Annotated in this window: 14 protein-coding genes; 12 read left to right on the top strand and 2 right to left on the bottom strand. The window is 74.6% G+C overall.

Translation table 11 applies throughout. From position 1 onward, the window contains the following. The first annotated feature begins 700 nt into the window (after window positions 1-700). The 7 genes from ACF9IK_RS09030 to ACF9IK_RS09000 all read left to right on the top strand — a co-directional run bounded on the left by ACF9IK_RS09030 (window position 701) and on the right by ACF9IK_RS09000 (window position 9,419). On the top strand, window positions 701-1,537 hold the full coding sequence (locus tag ACF9IK_RS09030) for an RNA polymerase sigma factor (protein ID WP_395298515.1): 837 nt from the start codon (window positions 701-703) through the stop codon (window positions 1,535-1,537). Window positions 1,538-2,018: 481 nt separating this feature from the next. After that, window positions 2,019-3,461, top strand: coding sequence for a glyceraldehyde-3-phosphate dehydrogenase (locus tag ACF9IK_RS09025; protein WP_395293727.1), 1,443 nt, complete (start codon window positions 2,019-2,021; stop codon window positions 3,459-3,461). A gap of 293 nt (window positions 3,462-3,754) precedes the next feature. Further along, window positions 3,755-4,588: a PIG-L family deacetylase gene (locus tag ACF9IK_RS09020; protein WP_395293726.1), complete on the top strand. Its 834-nt coding sequence runs from the start codon at window positions 3,755-3,757 to the stop codon at window positions 4,586-4,588. Between the two features lie 248 nt (window positions 4,589-4,836). Beyond that, entirely contained in the window at window positions 4,837-5,640 is an 804-nt protein-coding gene (locus ACF9IK_RS09015) for a glycerophosphodiester phosphodiesterase (protein WP_395293725.1), read from the top strand. Continuing rightward, window positions 5,637-7,028 (top strand): MFS transporter, encoded by a 1,392-nt coding sequence (locus tag ACF9IK_RS09010; protein WP_395293724.1) that lies wholly within the window; start codon window positions 5,637-5,639, stop codon window positions 7,026-7,028. The genes ACF9IK_RS09015 and ACF9IK_RS09010 overlap by 4 nt, the downstream gene beginning before the upstream one ends. Before the next feature lie 291 nt (window positions 7,029-7,319). Continuing rightward, the gene (locus ACF9IK_RS09005) at window positions 7,320-8,522 is read left to right on the top strand and encodes a family 2 encapsulin nanocompartment cargo protein terpene cyclase (protein ID WP_395298514.1); all 1,203 of its coding nucleotides are present in this window, start codon (window positions 7,320-7,322) and stop codon (window positions 8,520-8,522) included. Window positions 8,523-8,537: 15 nt separating this feature from the next. Continuing rightward, complete coding sequence (locus ACF9IK_RS09000; RefSeq protein WP_395293723.1) at window positions 8,538-9,419, top strand: geranyl diphosphate 2-C-methyltransferase; 882 nt, start codon at window positions 8,538-8,540, stop codon at window positions 9,417-9,419. A gap of 135 nt (window positions 9,420-9,554) precedes the next feature. On the opposite strand, the gene ACF9IK_RS08995 is transcribed toward ACF9IK_RS09000, so the two are convergent. Next, window positions 9,555-9,881, bottom strand: coding sequence for a hypothetical protein (locus ACF9IK_RS08995; RefSeq protein ID WP_395293722.1), 327 nt, complete (start codon window positions 9,879-9,881; stop codon window positions 9,555-9,557). Window positions 9,882-10,047: 166 nt separating this feature from the next. Next, window positions 10,048-10,950, bottom strand: a complete 903-nt coding sequence (locus ACF9IK_RS08990) for a LysR family transcriptional regulator (protein WP_395293721.1) — start codon at window positions 10,948-10,950, stop codon at window positions 10,048-10,050. A 170-nt stretch (window positions 10,951-11,120) separates the two neighbouring features. On the opposite strand from ACF9IK_RS08990, the gene ACF9IK_RS08985 reads away from it, so the two are divergent. The 5 genes from ACF9IK_RS08985 to ACF9IK_RS08965 all read left to right on the top strand — a co-directional run bounded on the left by ACF9IK_RS08985 (window position 11,121) and on the right by ACF9IK_RS08965 (window position 17,746). After that, entirely contained in the window at window positions 11,121-12,128 is a 1,008-nt protein-coding gene (locus tag ACF9IK_RS08985) for a DMT family transporter (protein ID WP_395293720.1), read from the top strand. 182 nt (window positions 12,129-12,310) lie between these two features. Continuing rightward, window positions 12,311-13,294, top strand: a complete 984-nt coding sequence (locus ACF9IK_RS08980) for a GNAT family N-acetyltransferase (RefSeq protein ID WP_395293719.1) — start codon at window positions 12,311-12,313, stop codon at window positions 13,292-13,294. Further along, window positions 13,287-14,087, top strand: a complete 801-nt coding sequence (locus ACF9IK_RS08975; RefSeq protein WP_395293718.1) for an aminotransferase class IV — start codon at window positions 13,287-13,289, stop codon at window positions 14,085-14,087. The genes ACF9IK_RS08980 and ACF9IK_RS08975 overlap by 8 nt, the downstream gene beginning before the upstream one ends. Window positions 14,088-14,279: 192 nt before the next feature. Next, on the top strand, window positions 14,280-15,077 hold the full coding sequence (locus ACF9IK_RS08970; protein ID WP_395293717.1) for an ABC transporter ATP-binding protein: 798 nt from the start codon (window positions 14,280-14,282) through the stop codon (window positions 15,075-15,077). Further along, the gene (locus ACF9IK_RS08965) at window positions 15,074-17,746 is read left to right on the top strand and encodes an FtsX-like permease family protein (RefSeq protein ID WP_395293716.1); all 2,673 of its coding nucleotides are present in this window, start codon (window positions 15,074-15,076) and stop codon (window positions 17,744-17,746) included. Before ACF9IK_RS08970 ends, ACF9IK_RS08965 begins: the two co-directional genes overlap by 4 nt. Window positions 17,747-17,995: the final 249 nt, after the last annotated feature.

The following is a 17,995-nucleotide window of genomic DNA, read 5'->3' as shown; positions in this document are numbered from 1 at the left end:
GATACCCCCCGTCGGATTCCCCTGTCGGCGTCCGCTTCGCCGGCCGCGCCGCCGTGCGCACCGCGCGCATGCCCGCCCACGGCGCGTCGACGGCAGCGGGCCGAACACGGCGTCCTGGAAGCACTTCTGGCGATGCGACACCTCCTGATGACGTGTACCCGCTCGCCCTTCGCGGTGCCATCGGTTGCGTCGCGCTACGGATTCGGAACATGCCAAACCCGAATTGGCATTTCTGTTACGCACAGGAATTCGCCCACGGGCCGGGGCTGGTGGGACCGGTGGGGTCTGCGCAGACACGGGCCGCCGGGCCGCCGGGCGCCCGCGAACACCGTTCGGCGGGCGTCGCCCGCTATTCGGTTTGGGAATGGGCGGGCAGGTGGCGGGCAAGGAGACGATTGCCGGAACGCCGTCCGGCTGGTGTGCTGTGGACCACCCTCCACCGCCTCCCCGACGGCGCGGCAGCCGTCCGTCACCGGTGTCGCCGACCCGGGCAGGCCGAGGGCATCGACATCGTCACGTCCCCCCGCGACCGGGTGCCCCCGCGCCAGGCCGCCCAAGAGCCGCCAGGTGCAACGCCGCGCCTGAGCCGCTCGCCGACAACCGAGCCCCGATCTCCCCGGCCCCGTGCGACCGCCGTACCCCCCGGTACTCGCGACCCTCCCACCACGGGGCGACCAGACCTGAGGAGAACACATTGACCGTGCGTTCCGACGACTACGGACTGGGTCTGAGCACCTTGAGCGACGTCGAGCTCTCCGCGGTCCTTCCCGCCGCGACCGTCAGCGACACCTCCCGTGTCGGAGCCGTGATGGCCGAGGTCTTCACCCGCCACCACGGCGCGGTGCTCGCCTACGCACGCGGCTACTGCCGCGACCCGCAGACCGCCCAGGACCTCGCCGCCGAGGCCTACGCCCGCACCTACGTCTCGGTGTCCCGCGGCCACGGACCGCGCCACGCCTGGCGCCCGTACCTGATGGCCTGCGTCCGCCGCACGGCGATGGAGTGGAGCAGGCACTTCACCCGGCGGGTGCTGCTGCCGGAGGACTTCGAGACCTGGGTCGAACACCTCGCCGGCGACGCGGAGACCGAGGCCGCGCTGCTCGCGACCGAGGAGACCGCCCTGGTCGCCAAGGCCTACCGTTCCCTGCCCGAGCGGTGGCAGGTGCTCCTCTGGCTCACCGTGGTGGAGGGCGAGCCGGCGGCCGCCGTCGCGCAGCGGATGGGGATGACGCCGAGCGGTGTGCGCTCCCTCGCCGCGCGGGCCCGGGAAGGGCTGCGCGAGGCCTACCTGCGCGAGGACGTGGACGAGGGCGCCGAGCCGGAGTGCCGCTACTTCACCGCCCGGCTGGCCGAGGCCATCCGGCGCCCCGGCCGGCGGCGCGGCCCCGAACTCGCCCGGCACCTGGAGAACTGCGAGGGCTGCGCCCGGGTGGCCGGGGAGGTCGAGCGCGCCAACCACCGCGCGGTGGCGGCGGTTTCGACCGCCCAGGGCCCCGAGGCCGCGCGCCGCCGCCGCCTCCCCGCCCGCCGTCGGTGAGGAGGCGCCCGCGACGCACGTGCGGCCTCGTGCGGCAGGACGTCGCCGTCCGCCGCACGCGCCGTCCTCCCGGGTCGCCCCGATGCGGTGCTTCCGGCCGCGGGGCTCTTGCCGGCGAGGTCGGCGAGGTCGGCGAGGAACTCCGCGGAGTGGGGCCGGGACCCCCAGGCGCGGCGTCGCGGATCTCCTCGACGGCGTGCCGGGCTCCGTCCCGGAGGACTGCCGGGACGGGCCCGCACCGCCGCCGCAGGGCCTCCGCCGGCGGTGCGTACCGGAGGCCGTGCAGGGTGTCGCCGGTCGTCGCGAGGTGCCTGCGGACCCGTGCAGTCCGTGCACGTACGATGGCGGGGCGGTCGGGCCCGTGTCGCCGGGGCTGCAGGGTGCGGCGGGGCGAACCCCGTGCTCAGAGGGGGTCCGCGCAGTGATCGGAAACGGTCAAAGCTAGCATGGAGGCAACACCCTCAGCTCGAAAGATGGACTTGTGACTGTCAACGACGACGTGTTCACGGACTGGATGAACCGCGAGGAGATCGCGGAGTCGATGATTCCGATCATCGGCCGACTGCACCGGGAGCGGGACGTCACCGTCCTGGTTCACAGCCGCTCGCTGGTGAACAAGTCGGTGGTCAGCATCCTGAAGACCCACCGCTTCGCCCGCCAGATCGCCGGTGAGGAGCTCTCGGTCACCGAGACGCTGCCCTTCCTCCAGGCCCTCACCGCCCTCGACCTCGGTCCCTCCCAGATCGACATCGGCATGCTGGCCGCGACCTACAAGGCCGACAGCCGCGGTCTCTCGGTGGAGGAGTTCACCGCCGAGGCCGTCATCGGCGCCACGGGCGCGAACAAGATCGAGCGCTGCGGCTCGCGTGACGTCGTCCTCTACGGCTTCGGCCGCATCGGTCGCCTCGTCGCCCGCCTGCTGATCGAGAAGGCCTCCGGCAACGGCCTGCGGCTGAAGGCCATCGTGGTCCGTCAGGGCGGCGACCAGGACATCGTGAAGCGCGCCTCGCTGCTGCGCCGCGACTCCATCCACGGCCAGTTCCAGGGCACCATCACCGTGGACGAGGCGAACAGCACGATCGTCGCCAACGGCAACGAGATCAAGGTGATCTACGCCAACGACCCGTCCGAGGTCGACTACACGGCGTACGGCATCAAGGACGCCATCCTCATCGACAACACCGGGAAGTGGCGTGACCGCGAGGGGCTGTCCAAGCACCTCCGCCCCGGCATCGACAAGGTCGTCCTGACCGCCCCGGGCAAGGGCGACGTCCCGAACATCGTGCACGGCGTCAACCACGACACGATCAAGCCGGACGAGCAGATCCTGTCCTGCGCGTCCTGCACCACCAACGCGATCGTTCCGCCGCTGAAGGCCATGGACGACGAGTACGGCGTGCTGCGCGGCCACGTGGAGACCGTCCACTCGTTCACCAACGACCAGAACCTGCTGGACAACTACCACAAGGCGGACCGTCGCGGCCGCTCGGCACCGCTGAACATGGTGATCACCGAGACCGGTGCCGCCTCGGCCGTCGCCAAGGCCCTGCCGGAGCTCAAGGCGAAGATCAGCGGCAGCTCGATCCGCGTCCCCGTGCCGGACGTCTCGATCGCGATCCTCAACCTGCAGCTGGCCCGCGCGACCAACCGCGAGGAGGTCCTCGACTACCTCCGCAACGTCTCGCTGACCTCGCCGCTGAAGCGCCAGATCGACTTCATCACCGCCCCCGACGCGGTGTCGAGCGACTTCATCGGCTCGCGCCACGCGTCGATCGTCGACGCCGGCGCCCTCAAGGTCGACGGCGACAACGCGATCCTCTACCTGTGGTACGACAACGAGTTCGGCTACTCGTGCCAGGTCATCCGGGTCGTCCAGCACGTCTCCGGCGTCGAGTACCCGACGTACCCGGCCCCGGCGGTCTGATCCGGCCTGAAGCGGTCCGACGCGATCCGACCGGCCTCGTCCGGTGGCGGGGGGGGGGGGGGGGGGGGGGGGGGGGGGGGGGGGGGGGGGGGGGGGCCGACGTGTTCCGGGCCCCCTCCCGGCCGCCCGGCGCCGGGAGGGCGCCCCGTCGGGGTGGGTGTGCGCCCGGCGGCGGGGCCGCGGCCCCGCGCAGCAGGGCGCTGACGGTCCGGGTGCACCCCCCGCGGAATACTGCGAGCGGCCACCGGTTCTCATGGCGAAGACCAGGAGTCTCAGACCGGAGGATGATCTTCATGGCCGAGCGGCCCTTGACGCTGATGGCAGTGCACGCCCACCCCGACGACGAGGCCACCGGGACGGGGGGTGTCCTCGCGCGGTACGCGGCGGAGGGCATCCGGACGGTCCTCGTCACCTGCACCGACGGAAGCTGCGGTGACGGGCCGGACGGTGTCAAGCCGGGCGATCCCGGGCACGACCCGCTGGAGGTGGCCGCGATGCGGCGCCGGGAACTCGACGCCAGCTGCGAGGTGCTGAAGGTGGGTCACCTGGAGCTGCTGGAGTACGCGGATTCCGGGATGATGGGCTGGGCGACGAACGACGCGCCCGGGTCGTTCTGGCGCACCCCGGTGGAGGAGGGCGCGGCCCGCCTCGCCGAGCTCCTGCGGCGCTACCGGCCCGACGTGGTGGTGACCTACGACGAGAACGGCTTCTACGGGCACCCGGACCACATCCAGGCGAACCGCATCACGATGGCGGCGCTGGAGCTGACCGGAATGACGCCGAAGGTCTACTGGACGACGGCGCCGCACTCGGCGATGAAGCGGATGGGCGAGGTCATGCGCGAGTTCGGCGCGGACCGGGGGGAGCCGGATCCGGCGGAGGCGGCCGCGCTGTCCGAGATCGGGCTCCCCGACGAGGAGGTCACCACCTGGGTGGACACCACCGAGTTCGGGGGCCGGAAGTTCGACGCCCTGGCCGCGCACGCCAGCCAGGGCGAGAACATCTTCTTCCTGAAGATGGGCAGGGAGCGGTTCACCGAGCTGATGGGTGTGGAGACCTTCGTGCGGGTCCAGGACGCCACCGGCGCGGCCCTGCCCGAGGACGACCTCTTCGCCGGGCTGCGCTGATCCCGGCGTGCTCCGGGATGCCCGGTGGTCCAGGGCGCCGAGCACCCCGGAGCGCCGGTGCCCGGTGGTCCGGGCGCTCGTGGGGCCGGACCACCGGGCACCAGGCCGGGCCGCGGTCGGCGTGAGCGTTACTGCTTGACAGGGTGCGTCATACTGTAACGCGCACGATCCGGGCCGCCGTCGGAGCGGGCAGCACCGCCTGGCCTCAGGGGCCCGCCGGGCCCACCCCCAGCACCTCGGAGCACGACATGCACCCCTTCCTCGACCACCCGGGGCCGCTGGCCTTCGCACACCGGGGCGGGGACCTCGGCCACCCCGAGAACTCGCTCGCCGCCTTCGCGGCCGCCGTCGCCCTCGGGTACCGCTACCTGGAGACGGACGTGCACGCCACCGGCGACGGCGTGCTCCTGGCCTTCCACGACTCCCGCCTCGACCGGGTCACCGACCGCACCGGGGCGGTGGCCGAGCTGCCCTGGGAGGCCGTCAAACAGGCCCGGATCGGCGGCACCGAGCCGGTACCGCTGTTGGAGGACCTGCTCGGCGCGTTCCCCGAGGCCCGCTTCAACATCGACGTCAAGGCGGCGCCGGCCGTCGGGCCGCTGGTCGAGGCGATCCGCCGGACCGGCGCCTGGGACCGGGTCTGCGTCGGCGGTTTCTCCGACAGCCGCCTCGCCGCCGTCCGGGCCGCCGCCGGCCCGCGGCTGGCCACCTCGCTCGGCCCGCGCGAGGTGGCCCGGCTGCGGCTGCTCTCAGTGGCGGGGCCGCTGCGGAGGGTGCGTCGGGCGCCGTTCGCCGGAGTGTGCGCGCAGGTGCCGGAGCGGCACCTCGGCGTGCGGGTCGTCGACCGGGCCTTCGTCCGCGCCGCCCACCGCCTCGGCCTCCAGGTGCACGTCTGGACTGTGGACGATCCCACACGGATCAGGGCTCTCCTCGACCTGGGTGTGGATGGCATCATGGCCGATCGCATCGACGTCCTGCGGGACGTCCTCGGCGAGAACGGCTGCTGGACCGACGGCAGCACCGGCTCCAGCACCGCGATAGGAACCACATGAGCACCGCGGCCCCTCTGAAGGACCCCCTGCCGGACGACGTGGCGACCGCCACCGACGGTCGGACCCTGCGCCGGATGCAGTTCGGCTGGTACATCAACGACTGGGCCAACGCCGCCTTCTCGGCCACCGTTCTGACGGTGTTCCTCGGCCCGTACCTGACCTCCGTCGCCAAGAACGCCGCCGACGCGGCCGGTGACGTTCACCCGCTCGGCCTCTCGATCCGCGCCGGCTCGTTCTTCCCCTACACCGTCTCCTTCTCCGTGCTGATATCCGTCGCGGCGATGCTGTTCACCGGCACGGTGGCCGACCGCACCGGTCGGCACAAGGAGCTGATGTGCGGCTTCGCGTACGTCGGCGCGATCGCCACGATGGGGATGTTCTTCCTCGGCGGCGACCGCTACCTGCTGGGCGGCGCGCTGCTGGTGGTCGCCAACATCGCGTACGCGGTGTCGGTGGCGCTCTCCTACGCCTACCTCCCGGCCCTGGCCTCCCCCGACGAGCGCGACGCCGTCTCCTCCAAGGGCTGGGCCTACGGCTACGCGGGCGGCGGACTGCTGCTGGTCGCCAACCTGGCGCTGTTCGAGGGGCGCGACGCGCTCGGCCTGTCCTCCGGCACCGCCGTGCGGATCTGCCTCGCCTCGGCCGGCCTCTGGTGGGCGCTGTTCACCGTCGTCCCGATGCTGCGGCTGCCCTCCCGGGCCGGGGCCGCACCCGGCCCCGCCGCGGCCGCGGCCGACCGGCCCGCCGCCGGCAGCCTGCGCGAACTGGCCCGCACCCTGCGCAGCATGCGCGAGTACCCGCTCACGCTGCTCTACCTGGGCGCCTTCCTGTGCTACAACGACGGCATCCAGACCGTCGTCTCCCAGGCCTCGCTCTACGGCAGCGAGGAGCTCGGCATGGACCAGACCTCGCTGGTCGCGGCCGTTCTCCTGGTCCAGATCGTGGCGATCGGCGGCGCCCTGCTCCTCGGCCGGATCGCCAGTCGCTACGGCGCCAAGCGGACCGTCCTCGGCTCCCTGGTCGGCTGGGTGGTCACCCTCGCCCTGGGCTACTTCATGCCCGCTCACCAGCCCGCCTGGTTCTTCGCCCTGGCCTGCATGATCGGCCTGGTCCTCGGCGGCAGCCAGGCGCTCTCCCGCTCGCTGTTCTCGCACCTCATCCCGGCCGGCCGGGAGGCCGAGTACTTCAGCGTGTACAAGGTCAGCGACCGCGGCACCAGCTGGATGGGCCCGCTGGTCTTCGGCCTCGCCTACCAGGTCACCGGCAGCTACCGCTCGGCGATCATCTCCCTGCTGGTGTTCTTCGTGATCGGCTTCGCCGTGCTGGCGAAGGTCCCCGTCCGGCGCGCCATCGAGGCGGTGGGCAACCCCGTCCCCGAGAGGCTGTGACGCGCCGACCCCGCCGTACCCCGCTCGCACCGAAGCCCCGCCCGTCCGCTCCCCGGACGGGCGGGGCTTCGCCGTGTGGGGCGACGGGCAAGCCGACACGCGGCGCGAAACCGATCACGGACTGCGTACCTTCAAACGCGCCGAGCGGGAACGTTCACCCTATCGGGTGCAGAGCGTGCTGCGGAGCGTCCCGGCCCGCGTCGCCGCACCTACCGTTGGGCGAGCGAGACGGGGGCCGCCTGCGGAACGCCCCCTCCCGGGACGAGGACAGACGACCCGTCATCACCCGCAATCCTTCTCAGAGGAAGGCCCTTCCATGCCCGTGGTCACCAGACCGCAGACACCGCAGGCGTCGCGACCTCCGTACCCAGTCCGTGCGGAGGGCGCGGTGGTGCGGTCATGAGCGGGACGGCCCTGAACCGGATCCTCAGCGGCCCCAGCGGCCTCGGTACGGCGAGTCTGAACCTGGCCCCGCGCGCGGCGGAGGCGGCGCCGGTCCCGGCGGGGCCGCAGCCCGGCGACCCCGTTCCCGGCCTGTACTTCCACCCGGTGCCCGAGCCCGACCCCGGGCGGGTCGCGGAGGTCGGCCGCCGGATCAAGGAATGGGCGATCGACGAGGTCCAGCTCTACCCACCGGAGTGGGAGGACCAGTTCGACGGCTTCTCGCTGGGCCGCTACATGGCGGTCTGCCATCCCGACGCCCCGGGCGTCGACCACCTGATGGTCGCCACCCGGCTGATGGCCGCCGAGAACGCGGTCGACGACTGCTACTGCGAGGACCACGGCGGCTCGCCCGTGGGCCTCGGCGGGCGGCTGCTGATGGCCCACACCGCCCTCGACCCGCTGCACACCACGGCGGAGTACGGGCCGGACTGGGAGCAGTCGCTCGGGTCGGACGCGCCGCGGCGGGCCTACCGCTCAGCGATGGACTACTTCAACCGTGCGGCGACCCCCTCCCAGTCGGACCGGTTCCGGCACGACATGGCCCGTCTGCACCTGGGCTACCTCTGCGAGGCGGCCTGGGCCGAGACGGACCACGTGCCGACGGTGTGGGAGTACCTGGCGATGCGCCAGTTCAACAACTTCCGCCCCTGCCCGACCATCACGGACACCGTGGGCGGCTACGAGCTGCCCGCCGACCTGCACGCCCAGCCCGCGATGCAGCGCGTCATCGCCCTGGCGTCCAATGCCACCACCATCGTCAACGACCTGTACTCGTACACCAAGGAGCTCGCCAGCCCCGGCCGGCACCTCAACCTGCCCGTGGTGATCGCCGAGCGTGAGGGCGTCGGTGAACGCGACGCGTACCTCAAGGCGGTCGAGGTACACAACGACCTCATGCGCACGTTCGAGGCCGAGGCGGCCGCCCTGGCCGCCGCCTGCCCGGCCCCGACCGTGGTGCGGTTCCTGCGCGGCGTGGCCGTGTGGGTGGACGGAAACCACCACTGGCACCAGACCAACACCTATCGCTACAGCCTGCCTGATTTCTGGTAACCAAGGAGCTCATCAATGTCCGTCACCGACATCACCACCGCGAACGGCACCGCGCCCATTCCGGGCCCGGCGACGCCCTACCAGGGCGACATCGCCCGCTACTGGGACCATGAGGCCAGGCCCGTGAACCTGCGCCTGGGCGACGTCGACGGCCTCTACCACCACCACTACGGCATCGGGGACGTCGACCACGCCTCGCTGGGCGAGCCGGACGACAGCGAGCGTGAGAAGAAGGTCATCACCGAGCTGCACCGGCTGGAGTCCGCCCAGGCCGACGTGCTCCTCGACAACCTGGGCGCCGTCACGCCCGACGCCACGCTCGTCGACGCCGGCTGCGGCCGCGGCGGCTCCATGGTGATGGCCCACCAGCGCTTCGGCTGCAAGGTCGAGGGCGTCACCCTCTCGGCCAAGCAGGCCGAGTTCGGCAACCGGCGCGCCAAGGAGCTCGGCATCGGGGGCTCGGTGCGCTCCCGGGTCTGCAACATGCTCGACATGCCGTTCGCCACCGGCTCGGTGGCGGGCTCGTGGAACAACGAGTCCAGCATGTACGTCGACCTGCACGACCTCTTCGCCGAGCACTCCCGCATCCTCGCGGTCGGCGGCCGGTACGTGACCATCACGGGCTGCTGGAACCCGATCTACGGTCAGCCGTCGAAGTGGGTCTCGCAGATCAACGCGCACTTCGAGTGCAACATCCACTCGCGCCGCGAGTACCTGCGGGCGATGGCCGACAACCGCCTGGTGCCCCAGGCCGTCATCGACCTGACCCCCGCGACCCTGCCCTACTGGGAGCTGCGCGCCACGTCCTCGCTGGTCACGGGGATCGAGGAGGCGTTCATCTCCTCGTACAAGGACGGCTCGTTCCAGTACCTGCTGATCGCGGCGGACCGGGTCTGACGATCGGACCGGTCCGGCCCTGCCCGGCCTGAACCGGTACTGCGCTCCGGCCCCGTTCCCGCTGTCGGCGGGGGCGGGGCCGGAGCGCACCCGGGGTGGGCCGGACGGCGCCGGGGCTCCGGCGCGGGGAGGCGGTCAGCGGCGGCCGGGCGGTTCGCGCAGCCCCAGGGCGAGCCAGGACTCGGCCTCGCAGAGCCGAACCTGCCAGCCCGCCAACAGACCTCCGTCGGCGGTGAGCTCGCCGCAGGCGGTGCGGAGTGCCGCCTCGGCCTCCAGCAGACTGCCGGCCGTCATGAAGACGACGGCGTCCAGGGCCTCGGCCGTGACCCGGATCCGGGCGTGGCCGAGCCGGGCGGGGCCGCGGAGCGCCTGCTCCAACTCCTCCCGGACGGTGGTCGCCTCCACCGTGGTGCCGGGCGGCGGGACGTCCCGTGTCTCGGCACGGACGCAGATCATGTACACGGCACCAGCCTGACCGATCCGCGGGCGGAACGGCGTCGTGTCGCGTTGCCAGACGGCCGTCTGGCAGCAAGGTGCCACGGACGGGGCGGCGCCACACCGGGCGCACGGCCCTGCCGGCGGGCGCCGTCGACCGGCTCCGGACTCCTGGACGGTCCCGGACGGGAGATCAGGCCTCCGCCGCAGCGGGGCGCAGGACGCCGCCCTGACCCCGGACGGCGGCCAGCAGCCCGGCGACGGCCGGGGACCACGGGCGGGTCGCCGGGCCGGTGAGGGTGAGCGTGCGGTGCACCGCGGGCCGGATCGGGACGAGCACGCAGTCGGCCGGCAGCATGGTCAGCGCCAGTGCGGGCATCACCGAGACCCCGACGCCCGCGTGCACCATGCCGATCAGGGTGTTGAGGTCACGGATCCGGTGCCGCGGTGCGAACCGGGCGCCGGCCCGCCGGTAGGACTCTCGGATGTGGCGCTCGCAGCCGCCCTCGGAGAGCAGGAAGTCGTCGTCCTCCAGATCGGCGACGTCGACGGCGGCCTCGCCGGCCAGCGGGTGGTCGCGGCGCAGCAGCGCGTGCATCGAGTCCGCGCCGAGCCCGACCGCTCCCGGCGGCGCGGGGTCGGCGTCCACCAGCACCGCGGCGTCCACCGTGCCGGCCTCCAGCCAGACCGGCAGTTCGTCGTCCTCCCCCTCGAAGACCCGGACGGCGAGCCGGGGGTGGGCCGCCCGCCAGTCCTTCAGCAGGGCGGGCAGCAGGCCCTGGCAGACGGTGGTCGGCGCGGCGAGCCGGACGGTTCCGGTGAGGCCGCCCGAGTGCCGGGTGGCGATGGCGCTCACGGCGGCGGCCGAGGCGACCGCCGTCCGGGCGTGCGGCAGGATCCGGTCGCCCAGCGGGGTCGGCCGGGCCGGGGAGCTGCGGAGCAGCACCGGCGCGCCGAGGGTCCGCTCCAGCGCTGCCACCGCGTGCGAGACGGCGGACTGACTGATCCCCAGCTCGGCCGCGGCCGCGCCGAAGCCGCCCGCATCGGTGACCGCGATCAGCGCCCTGAGCTGTGCGAGATTGACCTCCGAGGGCATGAGACTTCCTCATCCGTCGACGTCCGTCACTTGTTGGACTCATGATCCGCCCTCGCGTCACGCTCTGTCCCACGGGGGTCTCGTCCGGCCGATCCCGCCCGGCGCGGCACGCCCGGCAGGATCGGCCGGACGGTGCCCGGAACGGTCGAGGAGAGGGCGGGGAGGTCGGGGTGGTCGGGGTGGTCGGTCCCGGGGGTGCGGTGGGTGCGGCGGGTGAAGTGGGTGCGGCCGGGAAGACCGGCCGCCGCCGCTGGTGGCCGGGGTTCGTGGCGCTGTCGGCGATCTGGGGCGCGAGCTTCGCACTGATCAAGGTGGCGGTGGACGCGGGGGTGGCGCCGGTCTGGGTGGCGTGCTGGCGCTGCGTCCTCGGTGCGGCGGCGCTCTGGACGATCCTCACGCTGCGCCGCGAGCCCGCCCCGCGGGCCCCCGCCGTCTGGGGGCACTCGGCGGTGGCCGCCGCGCTGCTCAACGCCGTGCCGTTCGCGCTGTTCTCCTACGGCGAGACCAGGGTCGGCTCGGTCCTCGCCGGGGTGATGAACGCGGCCACCCCGCTCTTCACCGTGCTCTTCACCGTCGTCGCCGTGCCCGGGGAGCGGCGGCCGGGGCCGCGCGGGCCGGCCGGGCTCGCCCTCGGCTTCGCCGGGGTGCTGACGGTCCTGGGCGTCTGGCGCGGGTTCGGCTCGGGGGAGGCCGGCGGCGGCCTCGCCTGCCTCGCCGCCACCTGTTGCTACGGCGCCGGCTTCGCCTACCTGCGCCGCCACCTCTCTGGCCGGCCGTACACCGCCACCGCCCTGTCCGCCACGCAGATCGTCTGCGCCGCCGCCGAGTCGGCGGTGGTCGCGCCGCTCGCCGCAGGTCCTCCGAGCTGGCCCGGCACCGGCCCGGCCGCCGCCCTGCTGGCGCTCGGGGTCCTCGGCACCGGGGTGGCCTACATCATCAACCTCGATCTCGTCCGCACCGCCGGGACGGCGGTCGCCGCCGCGGTCACCTATGTCACGCCGCTGTGGTCGACCGCCCTGGGGGCGCTGCTGCTCGGTGAGCCCGTCGGCTGGAACACCCTGCTCGGCGGCGTCGCGGTGATCGCCGCGGTCGTGCTGACCCGGCCCCCGGCGGCGCCCGCGCAGCGCCGGTGGCGGCCCCGGTCGGCGCGGCGGCGTTCCCGCCAGGCGGTCGGCTAGGGCGGAGAGTCGGCGGGGGGCGGGGCGTGGGCGGCCGGCCCCGGTCCGGTGATGCGCGGGCGCGTGCGGCGCACGAGACCGGTGGTGCGTCCGAGTCGGATGATCCCGGTGTGCACCCTCGCGCTGACGTTCGGTGCCGATCGAGTCACGTTCGGTGTCCGGGGCTCGCTATCGTTGGTGCCGTGGTGAGGTCGTGGGATGCGTCGGTGGAACGGGCGCAGGAACAGCTGGCGGGCGGGCTGCTGTTGCGGGCGGTGGGCGCGGGGGAGGTGCGGCGTTTCGCGTGCTGGGACCTCGCGTCCCTGGCGGAGGGGGAGTTGGCGGAGCAGGTCGACCCGGAGGCTCTCGACCCGTCGGTCGAGCGGGAGTTGCGTGAGCGGCTCGGCGAGGGCGGCCGCGAGTGGCCGGGCGGTGAGCTGTACCGGCGCCGCTACTGGGTGCTCGACCCGCAGGCCCCGGACGGGGCGCCGGCCGGCACCGTCGCGGTGGACAACTGGACCAGGGGGCCGGGACAGCTGGCCGTCTCCTCGCTCTACCTCCGGCCCTCGGCGCGCGGCCGCGGGCTGGCCGCCGCGGCCCTCGACGAGGTCTACCGGGCGGCGACCACCGAAGGCCTGCCGGGCTACCGGCTGGAGGCGCACTGGGCCTGGCGGCACGCCGTCCGGTACTACCTGCGGCGCGGGCTCTGGGTGGTGTCCTGGAAACGCGCGATCGGCCTCTCCCGGATGCCCCAACTCCCGCCCTACCGGGTGCGGGAGGAGGACGGCAGGCTGGTGCTGGCGGTCGCGGACAGGCTGCACGGCTGGGTGCCGCTGCTCGCGGCGGGCCGGGAGGGCCGCTGGCTCCGGCTCGACGAGACGGCCGCCTACCGGCAGGCCGGCGGCTGGGTGCACGGCTACGCCCGTCCGACGCTCGCGCTCCACCTCGCGCTGGCCGGCCTGCCGCTGGTCCGCGGCCCACAGTGGTGGGCGGAGGCCGAGCGCTGGGCGGACATCGGTGAGCCGGAGGGGCTGGCCCACCAGATCGAGCACTTCGAGCGGTCGGCCCGCGGCGCAGGCCGCCGGTCCGAGGGCGCCCCCGGGGTCCCGGCCCCGGCGGTCCCGGCCCCGGCCGGCCGCCGTGCCGGCACGGTCGGCGGGCGGCTGGAAGACTCGGAGGATGACTGAGTCCGAGATCGAGATCGACGGCGCGCCGGCGAGCGCCGCGCAGCTGGCCGCCCTGGGGCTGCTCAACTACGGGCACTTCACCACCCTGCGGGCCGAGGCCGGCCGGGTGCGCGGCCTCGCGCTCCACCTGGACCGGCTGCTGCGGGACTGCCGGACGGTGTTCGCCGCCGAGCTGGACCGGGAGACCGTCCGGGACCGGATCCGAGGCGCGCTGCCCGCGGACGGGGCGCCGGTGATCGTCCGCGTCACCGTGTTCGACCCGGCGCTGGGCCTGGAGCGCCCGGGGGCGGCGGCCGAACCCCGGCTGCTGGTCACCACCCGCCCGGCGCCGGCTGCGGCCCCGGGTCCGCTGCGGGTCCGCACCGCGGCGTACCGGCGGGAGCTTCCGGAGGTGAAGCACGTCGGCCTCTTCGGTCTGATCCGGCACCGCCGACTGGCCCAACTGGACGGCTACGACGATGCGCTGCTCACCGACCAGGACGGACGGATCACCGAGGGCGCCACCTGGAACCTCGGCTTCCTCGATGCGGACGGGCAGGTGGTCTGGCCCGAAGGCGACGCCCTCCCGGGCGTCACGGCCGCGCTGCTCGCCGGCGTCCACCCCGGGCCGCAGCGGCGCGAGCGCGTCGACGCCGGCAGCGGTCCGGCCCGCTACGCGGCGGCCTTCGCGCTCAACGCGGGGGTCGGCGTCCGGCCGATCGCGGCGATCGACGGCACCGCCTTCGACCCGGCCCACCCGGGACTGGCCGAGCTCCGCGTCGCGTACGAGGGGATCGGGGCCGAGACGGTCTGAGCCGGTGCCGGCGGAGGCCCGGGCCGGTGTGGTCCGGGGGGTGGTCCCGACCCCGCCGGGGACACCCCCCGGACCGGGGTGGGGAAAACCCCACCCCGCGTCCGCCAGCGGCCTCCATGGTTGCGGCGGCGCCGCCTTCCTAGCCTGGAACACGTCGACGACCAGCGACGACTCCTCAAGGAAGGCCCCACCATGGCACCCCGCCGCGACCGCCAACCCGCCGAGCAGTACGGCCACTTCGCCTCTCGCGCTGCGATCGAGCTGCGGAGCGTCCGGCGCACCTACGGTCGCGGCGACGAGGCCGTGCACGCGCTGCGCGGCATCGACCTCGCGCTGGACCACGGCACCTTCACCGCCGTGATGGGGCCCTCCGGTTCGGGCAAGAGCACCTTCCTGCAGTGCGCGGCCGGGCTGGACCGGCCCGACGCCGGCGAGGTGTACCTGGGCGGCGAGGAGATCAGCCGGCTGAGCGAGAACAAGCTCACCAAGCTGCGCCGCAGCCGGATCGGCTTCGTCTTCCAGTCCTTCAACCTGCTGCCCTCGCTGACGGTGCTGCAGAACGTCCTGTTGCCGCAGCGCCTCGCCGGCGAGCGCCAGGACCGGGGCCGGGCCAGGGAGTTGCTGGTCCAGGTGGGTCTCGGCCAGCACGCGGGCCGGCGGCCCGGACAGCTCTCCGGGGGGCAGCAGCAGCGCGTCGCGATCGCCCGCGCGCTGATCACCCGCCCGGACGTGGTCTTCGCCGACGAGCCGACCGGTGCGCTGGACACCAGGACCGCCCACGAGGTCCTGGGCCTGCTCCGGCAGGCGGTGGACTCGATGGGGGCGACCGTCGTCATGGTGACGCACGACCCGGTGGCCGCCTCGTTCACCGATCGTGCGCTCTTCCTCGCCGACGGCGCGATCGCCGGCGAGCTCCTCCACCCGGCCCCGCAGGCGGTCGCGGACCGGATGGTCGCGCTGACCGCACGCCCGGTGGGAGTGGCGGCGTGAGCAACGGTCTGGCCCGCGCCTCGGTGCGCTTCCGACCCGCGTCCTTCGCGGGCACCTTCCTGGCCCTGTTCTTCGGTGCTGCCGTCATCACGGCCTGCGGCACCCTGCTGCAGACCGGCATCACCGCGAGCGTGCCGCCGGTCCGGTACGCGGCGGCGCCGGTGGTGGTCGCGGCCGCCCCCGTCGTCTCGATCGAGGTCAGGAGAGGCGAGGCCCGGGACGACGTCGAGCAGGCGTTGCCCGAGCGGGCCCGGGTGGACGCGGCGCTGGCCGGACGGATCGCCGCCCGGCCCGGCGTGGCCGCGGCCCGGCCGGACACCGCCTTCCCGGTCCCGGCCGATCCGGCCTCCGGGCTGCCGGTCCTGACCGGCCGCGGCTTCGCCGCGGTCGGGATAGCCGGGCCGGAGGAGAAGCTGGTCGAGGGCCGCGCCCCCGGTGCGGGAGAGGTCGTCCTCGACGCGGACACCGCGCGCGCCGCGCACCTCGCGCCTGGCGCCGTGGTGGCGCTCACCGCGCCCGGCGGGAGCGGCAGCTACCGGATCTCCGGCCTGGTCACCCGGCCGGCGACCGCGACCGCCGCTTCCACGGGGGCCGCCGGCGCCGCCCACCCCCACCCCACCGTCTGGTTCGCGGACGCGGTCGCCGACCGGATCTCCGGCCACCCGGGCAAGGTCGACGCGATCGTCGTCCAACCGCGGGAGGGCGTCGGGCCCGGGGCCCTGGCCGCGCAGGTCCGCCAGGCAGTCGGCGACTCCGCCGAGGTGCTCACCGGCGCCGCCCGCGGCACCGCCGAGACGCCTGCGCTCACCGAGAGCCGGGCCATGCTGACCGGGCTCGGCGGCTCGTTCGGCGGCGTCGCCGCGATGACCGCCGTCTTCGTCGTGATGAGCACCGTCGCCCTGGCCGCCGGCCAGCGGGCCCGTGAGTTCGCCCTGCTGCGGGCGATCGGCGCCACCCCGCGGCAGATCCGCCGCACCGTCGCCACCGAGGCGGTGCTGGTGGCGCCCGTCGCCGCCGCCCTCGGCATCCTGCCCGGACTGGCCCTGGCCCGCTGGTGGTTCGGCGAGATGGTGGACCGCGGCGCAGTCCCCGGGGCGGTCGGGCTCTCCGTCGGCCCGGTGCCGATGCTGGCCGCCGTCGCCACCTGCACGCTGGCCGCGCTGGGGGCCGGCTTCCTCGCCGCCCGCCGGCCGTCCCGGCTGCGGCCGAGCCAGGCGCTCGGCGCGGCCGCCGTCGAGCCCGGGCGACCGGGCAAGGTGCGGACCGTGGCGGGGCTGCTGTTCGCCGCCGGGGGAGTCTCCCTCGCCGGGGTCGCAGCCGGCCTGGACGGGACCAACGCCGCCAACACCGCGCTGGGCGTGGTGATGTGCTTCCTGCTGGCCACCGCGCTGCTCGGGCCCTGGGTGGCCCGGACGGCCGCCGGCCTGCTCGGCGCCCCGCTGCGGTTCGGGGCCGGCGCGTCCGGCTCGCTGGCCGCCGACAACAGCCGGGCCAACGCCCGCCGGCTCGCCTCCGCGATCACGCCGATCGTGATGGTCACCGCCTTCTGCGGGACGCTGCTCTTCCTGCAGACCACGCTCAGCCATGTGACGGGCGAGCAGCTGCGCGGCGGCATCACCGCCGACCACGTGATCGGCTCGGCCGGCCCGGGCCTGCCGGCCGGCACCGCCGAGCGGGCCGCCCGGGTGCCCGGTGTGGACGCCGCCGTCGGCGTGCTGCGCACCGGCGCGGTCCACCGCAGCGGCGACACGCTCTCCACCGCCAACGCCCTCGGCATCGACGGCGACCCGGCGAAGCTGCCCCGGGTGATCGACCTGGGCGTGCGGAGCGGCTCGCTGGCCGACCTCGGACGCTCGACCGACACCGTGGCCCTGGACGCCGTGCTCGCCGCGGACCTGGGCGTCAAGGTCGGCGACCGGGCCCCGCTCTGGCTCGGCGACGGCACCGCCGTCCGGCCGACGGTGGTCGCCACCTACGAGCGCGGCCTCGGCTTCGGGCAGCTGCTGCTGCCGCGGGCGGCCGTCGCCGAGCACGTCACGGCCGGCTACGACAGCCAGGTGCTGGTGGCGGACGCGCCGGGCGCGGACCGGTCCGCTGTCGCGGCCCGGTTGGCGGACCTCGGCTCCCCGTCGGCCGGTCATGCGGGTCAGGCCGGTCAGGCCGGTACGGAGGCGGGCGGGAGCGAGCAGGCAGCCGGGGGCGCACGGGCCGGGGCCGGCGCCGTCACCGTCGCCGACCGGGCGGGCTACGTGGCCCAGGCCGACCGGGCCCGGGAGCTCGGGGCCTGGGCCAACACCGTGATGGCGGGCGTGCTGGGTGGCTTCGCGGCCGTCACCGCCGCCAACACCCTGGTGATGACGGTGCTCGACCGGCGCCGCGAGGTCGCGCTGCTGCGCCTGGCCGGGACCACCCGCCGCCAGGTGCGCGGGATGCTGCGCTGGGAGGCGCTGCTGGTGGCCGCCACCGGGCTGCTGCTGGGCGGGGTGATCGCCTGGATCACCCTCGTGCCGATCACCCGGGGCATCGCCGGCGCCGCTCCGCACATCCCGGCCGGGACGGCGCTGCCGCTGGCCGCCGGGGCGGTGCTGCTCTGCCTGGCCGCGACCGGCCTCCCCGGACGCGCGCTGCTCCGCGCCCGCCCGGTGGCGGCGGGCGGCGGCCGCCAGTGATCCGGCCGCCAGTGATCCGGGCGCAGTGATCCGGGCGCAGTGACCCGGCGGCGGTGACGGGGACGAACGGTGACGGGGACGGGCGGTGCGCCATCACGGCGCACCGCCCGTTCGGGTGGCGTACCCGTCCGGATCGAGCCGATGGGGTGGATACCCGAGAGACCAACGCGTATCAGCACCAATCGTGACAAATGGTCGGCTACGCTCTCCGCCGCGCCGTCCGGGGCCCGAGCCGCCTCCAGGGGCGCT

Origin of the sequence: Kitasatospora hibisci, from assembly GCF_043950205.1 — a bacterium.
Taxonomy (GTDB): domain Bacteria; phylum Actinomycetota; class Actinomycetes; order Streptomycetales; family Streptomycetaceae; genus Kitasatospora; species Kitasatospora hibisci.
This window is presented reverse-complemented; position numbering and strand designations above follow the sequence as displayed.

Bases quoted from the DNA above. Each gene is read 5' to 3' on its own strand.
- ACF9IK_RS09020 (WP_395293726.1), top strand. From the start codon at position 3,755: ATGGCCGAGCGGCCCTTGACGCTGATGGCAGTGCACGCCCACCCCGAC.
- ACF9IK_RS09015 (WP_395293725.1), top strand. From the start codon at position 4,837: ATGCACCCCTTCCTCGACCACCCGGGGCCGCTGGCCTTCGCACACCGG.
- ACF9IK_RS09010 (WP_395293724.1), top strand. From the start codon at position 5,637: ATGAGCACCGCGGCCCCTCTGAAGGACCCCCTGCCGGACGACGTGGCG.
- ACF9IK_RS09000 (WP_395293723.1), top strand. From the start codon at position 8,538: ATGTCCGTCACCGACATCACCACCGCGAACGGCACCGCGCCCATTCCG.
- ACF9IK_RS08990 (WP_395293721.1), bottom strand. From the start codon at position 10,950: ATGCCCTCGGAGGTCAATCTCGCACAGCTCAGGGCGCTGATCGCGGTC.
- ACF9IK_RS08975 (WP_395293718.1), top strand. From the start codon at position 13,287: ATGACTGAGTCCGAGATCGAGATCGACGGCGCGCCGGCGAGCGCCGCG.
- ACF9IK_RS08970 (WP_395293717.1), top strand. From the start codon at position 14,280: ATGGCACCCCGCCGCGACCGCCAACCCGCCGAGCAGTACGGCCACTTC.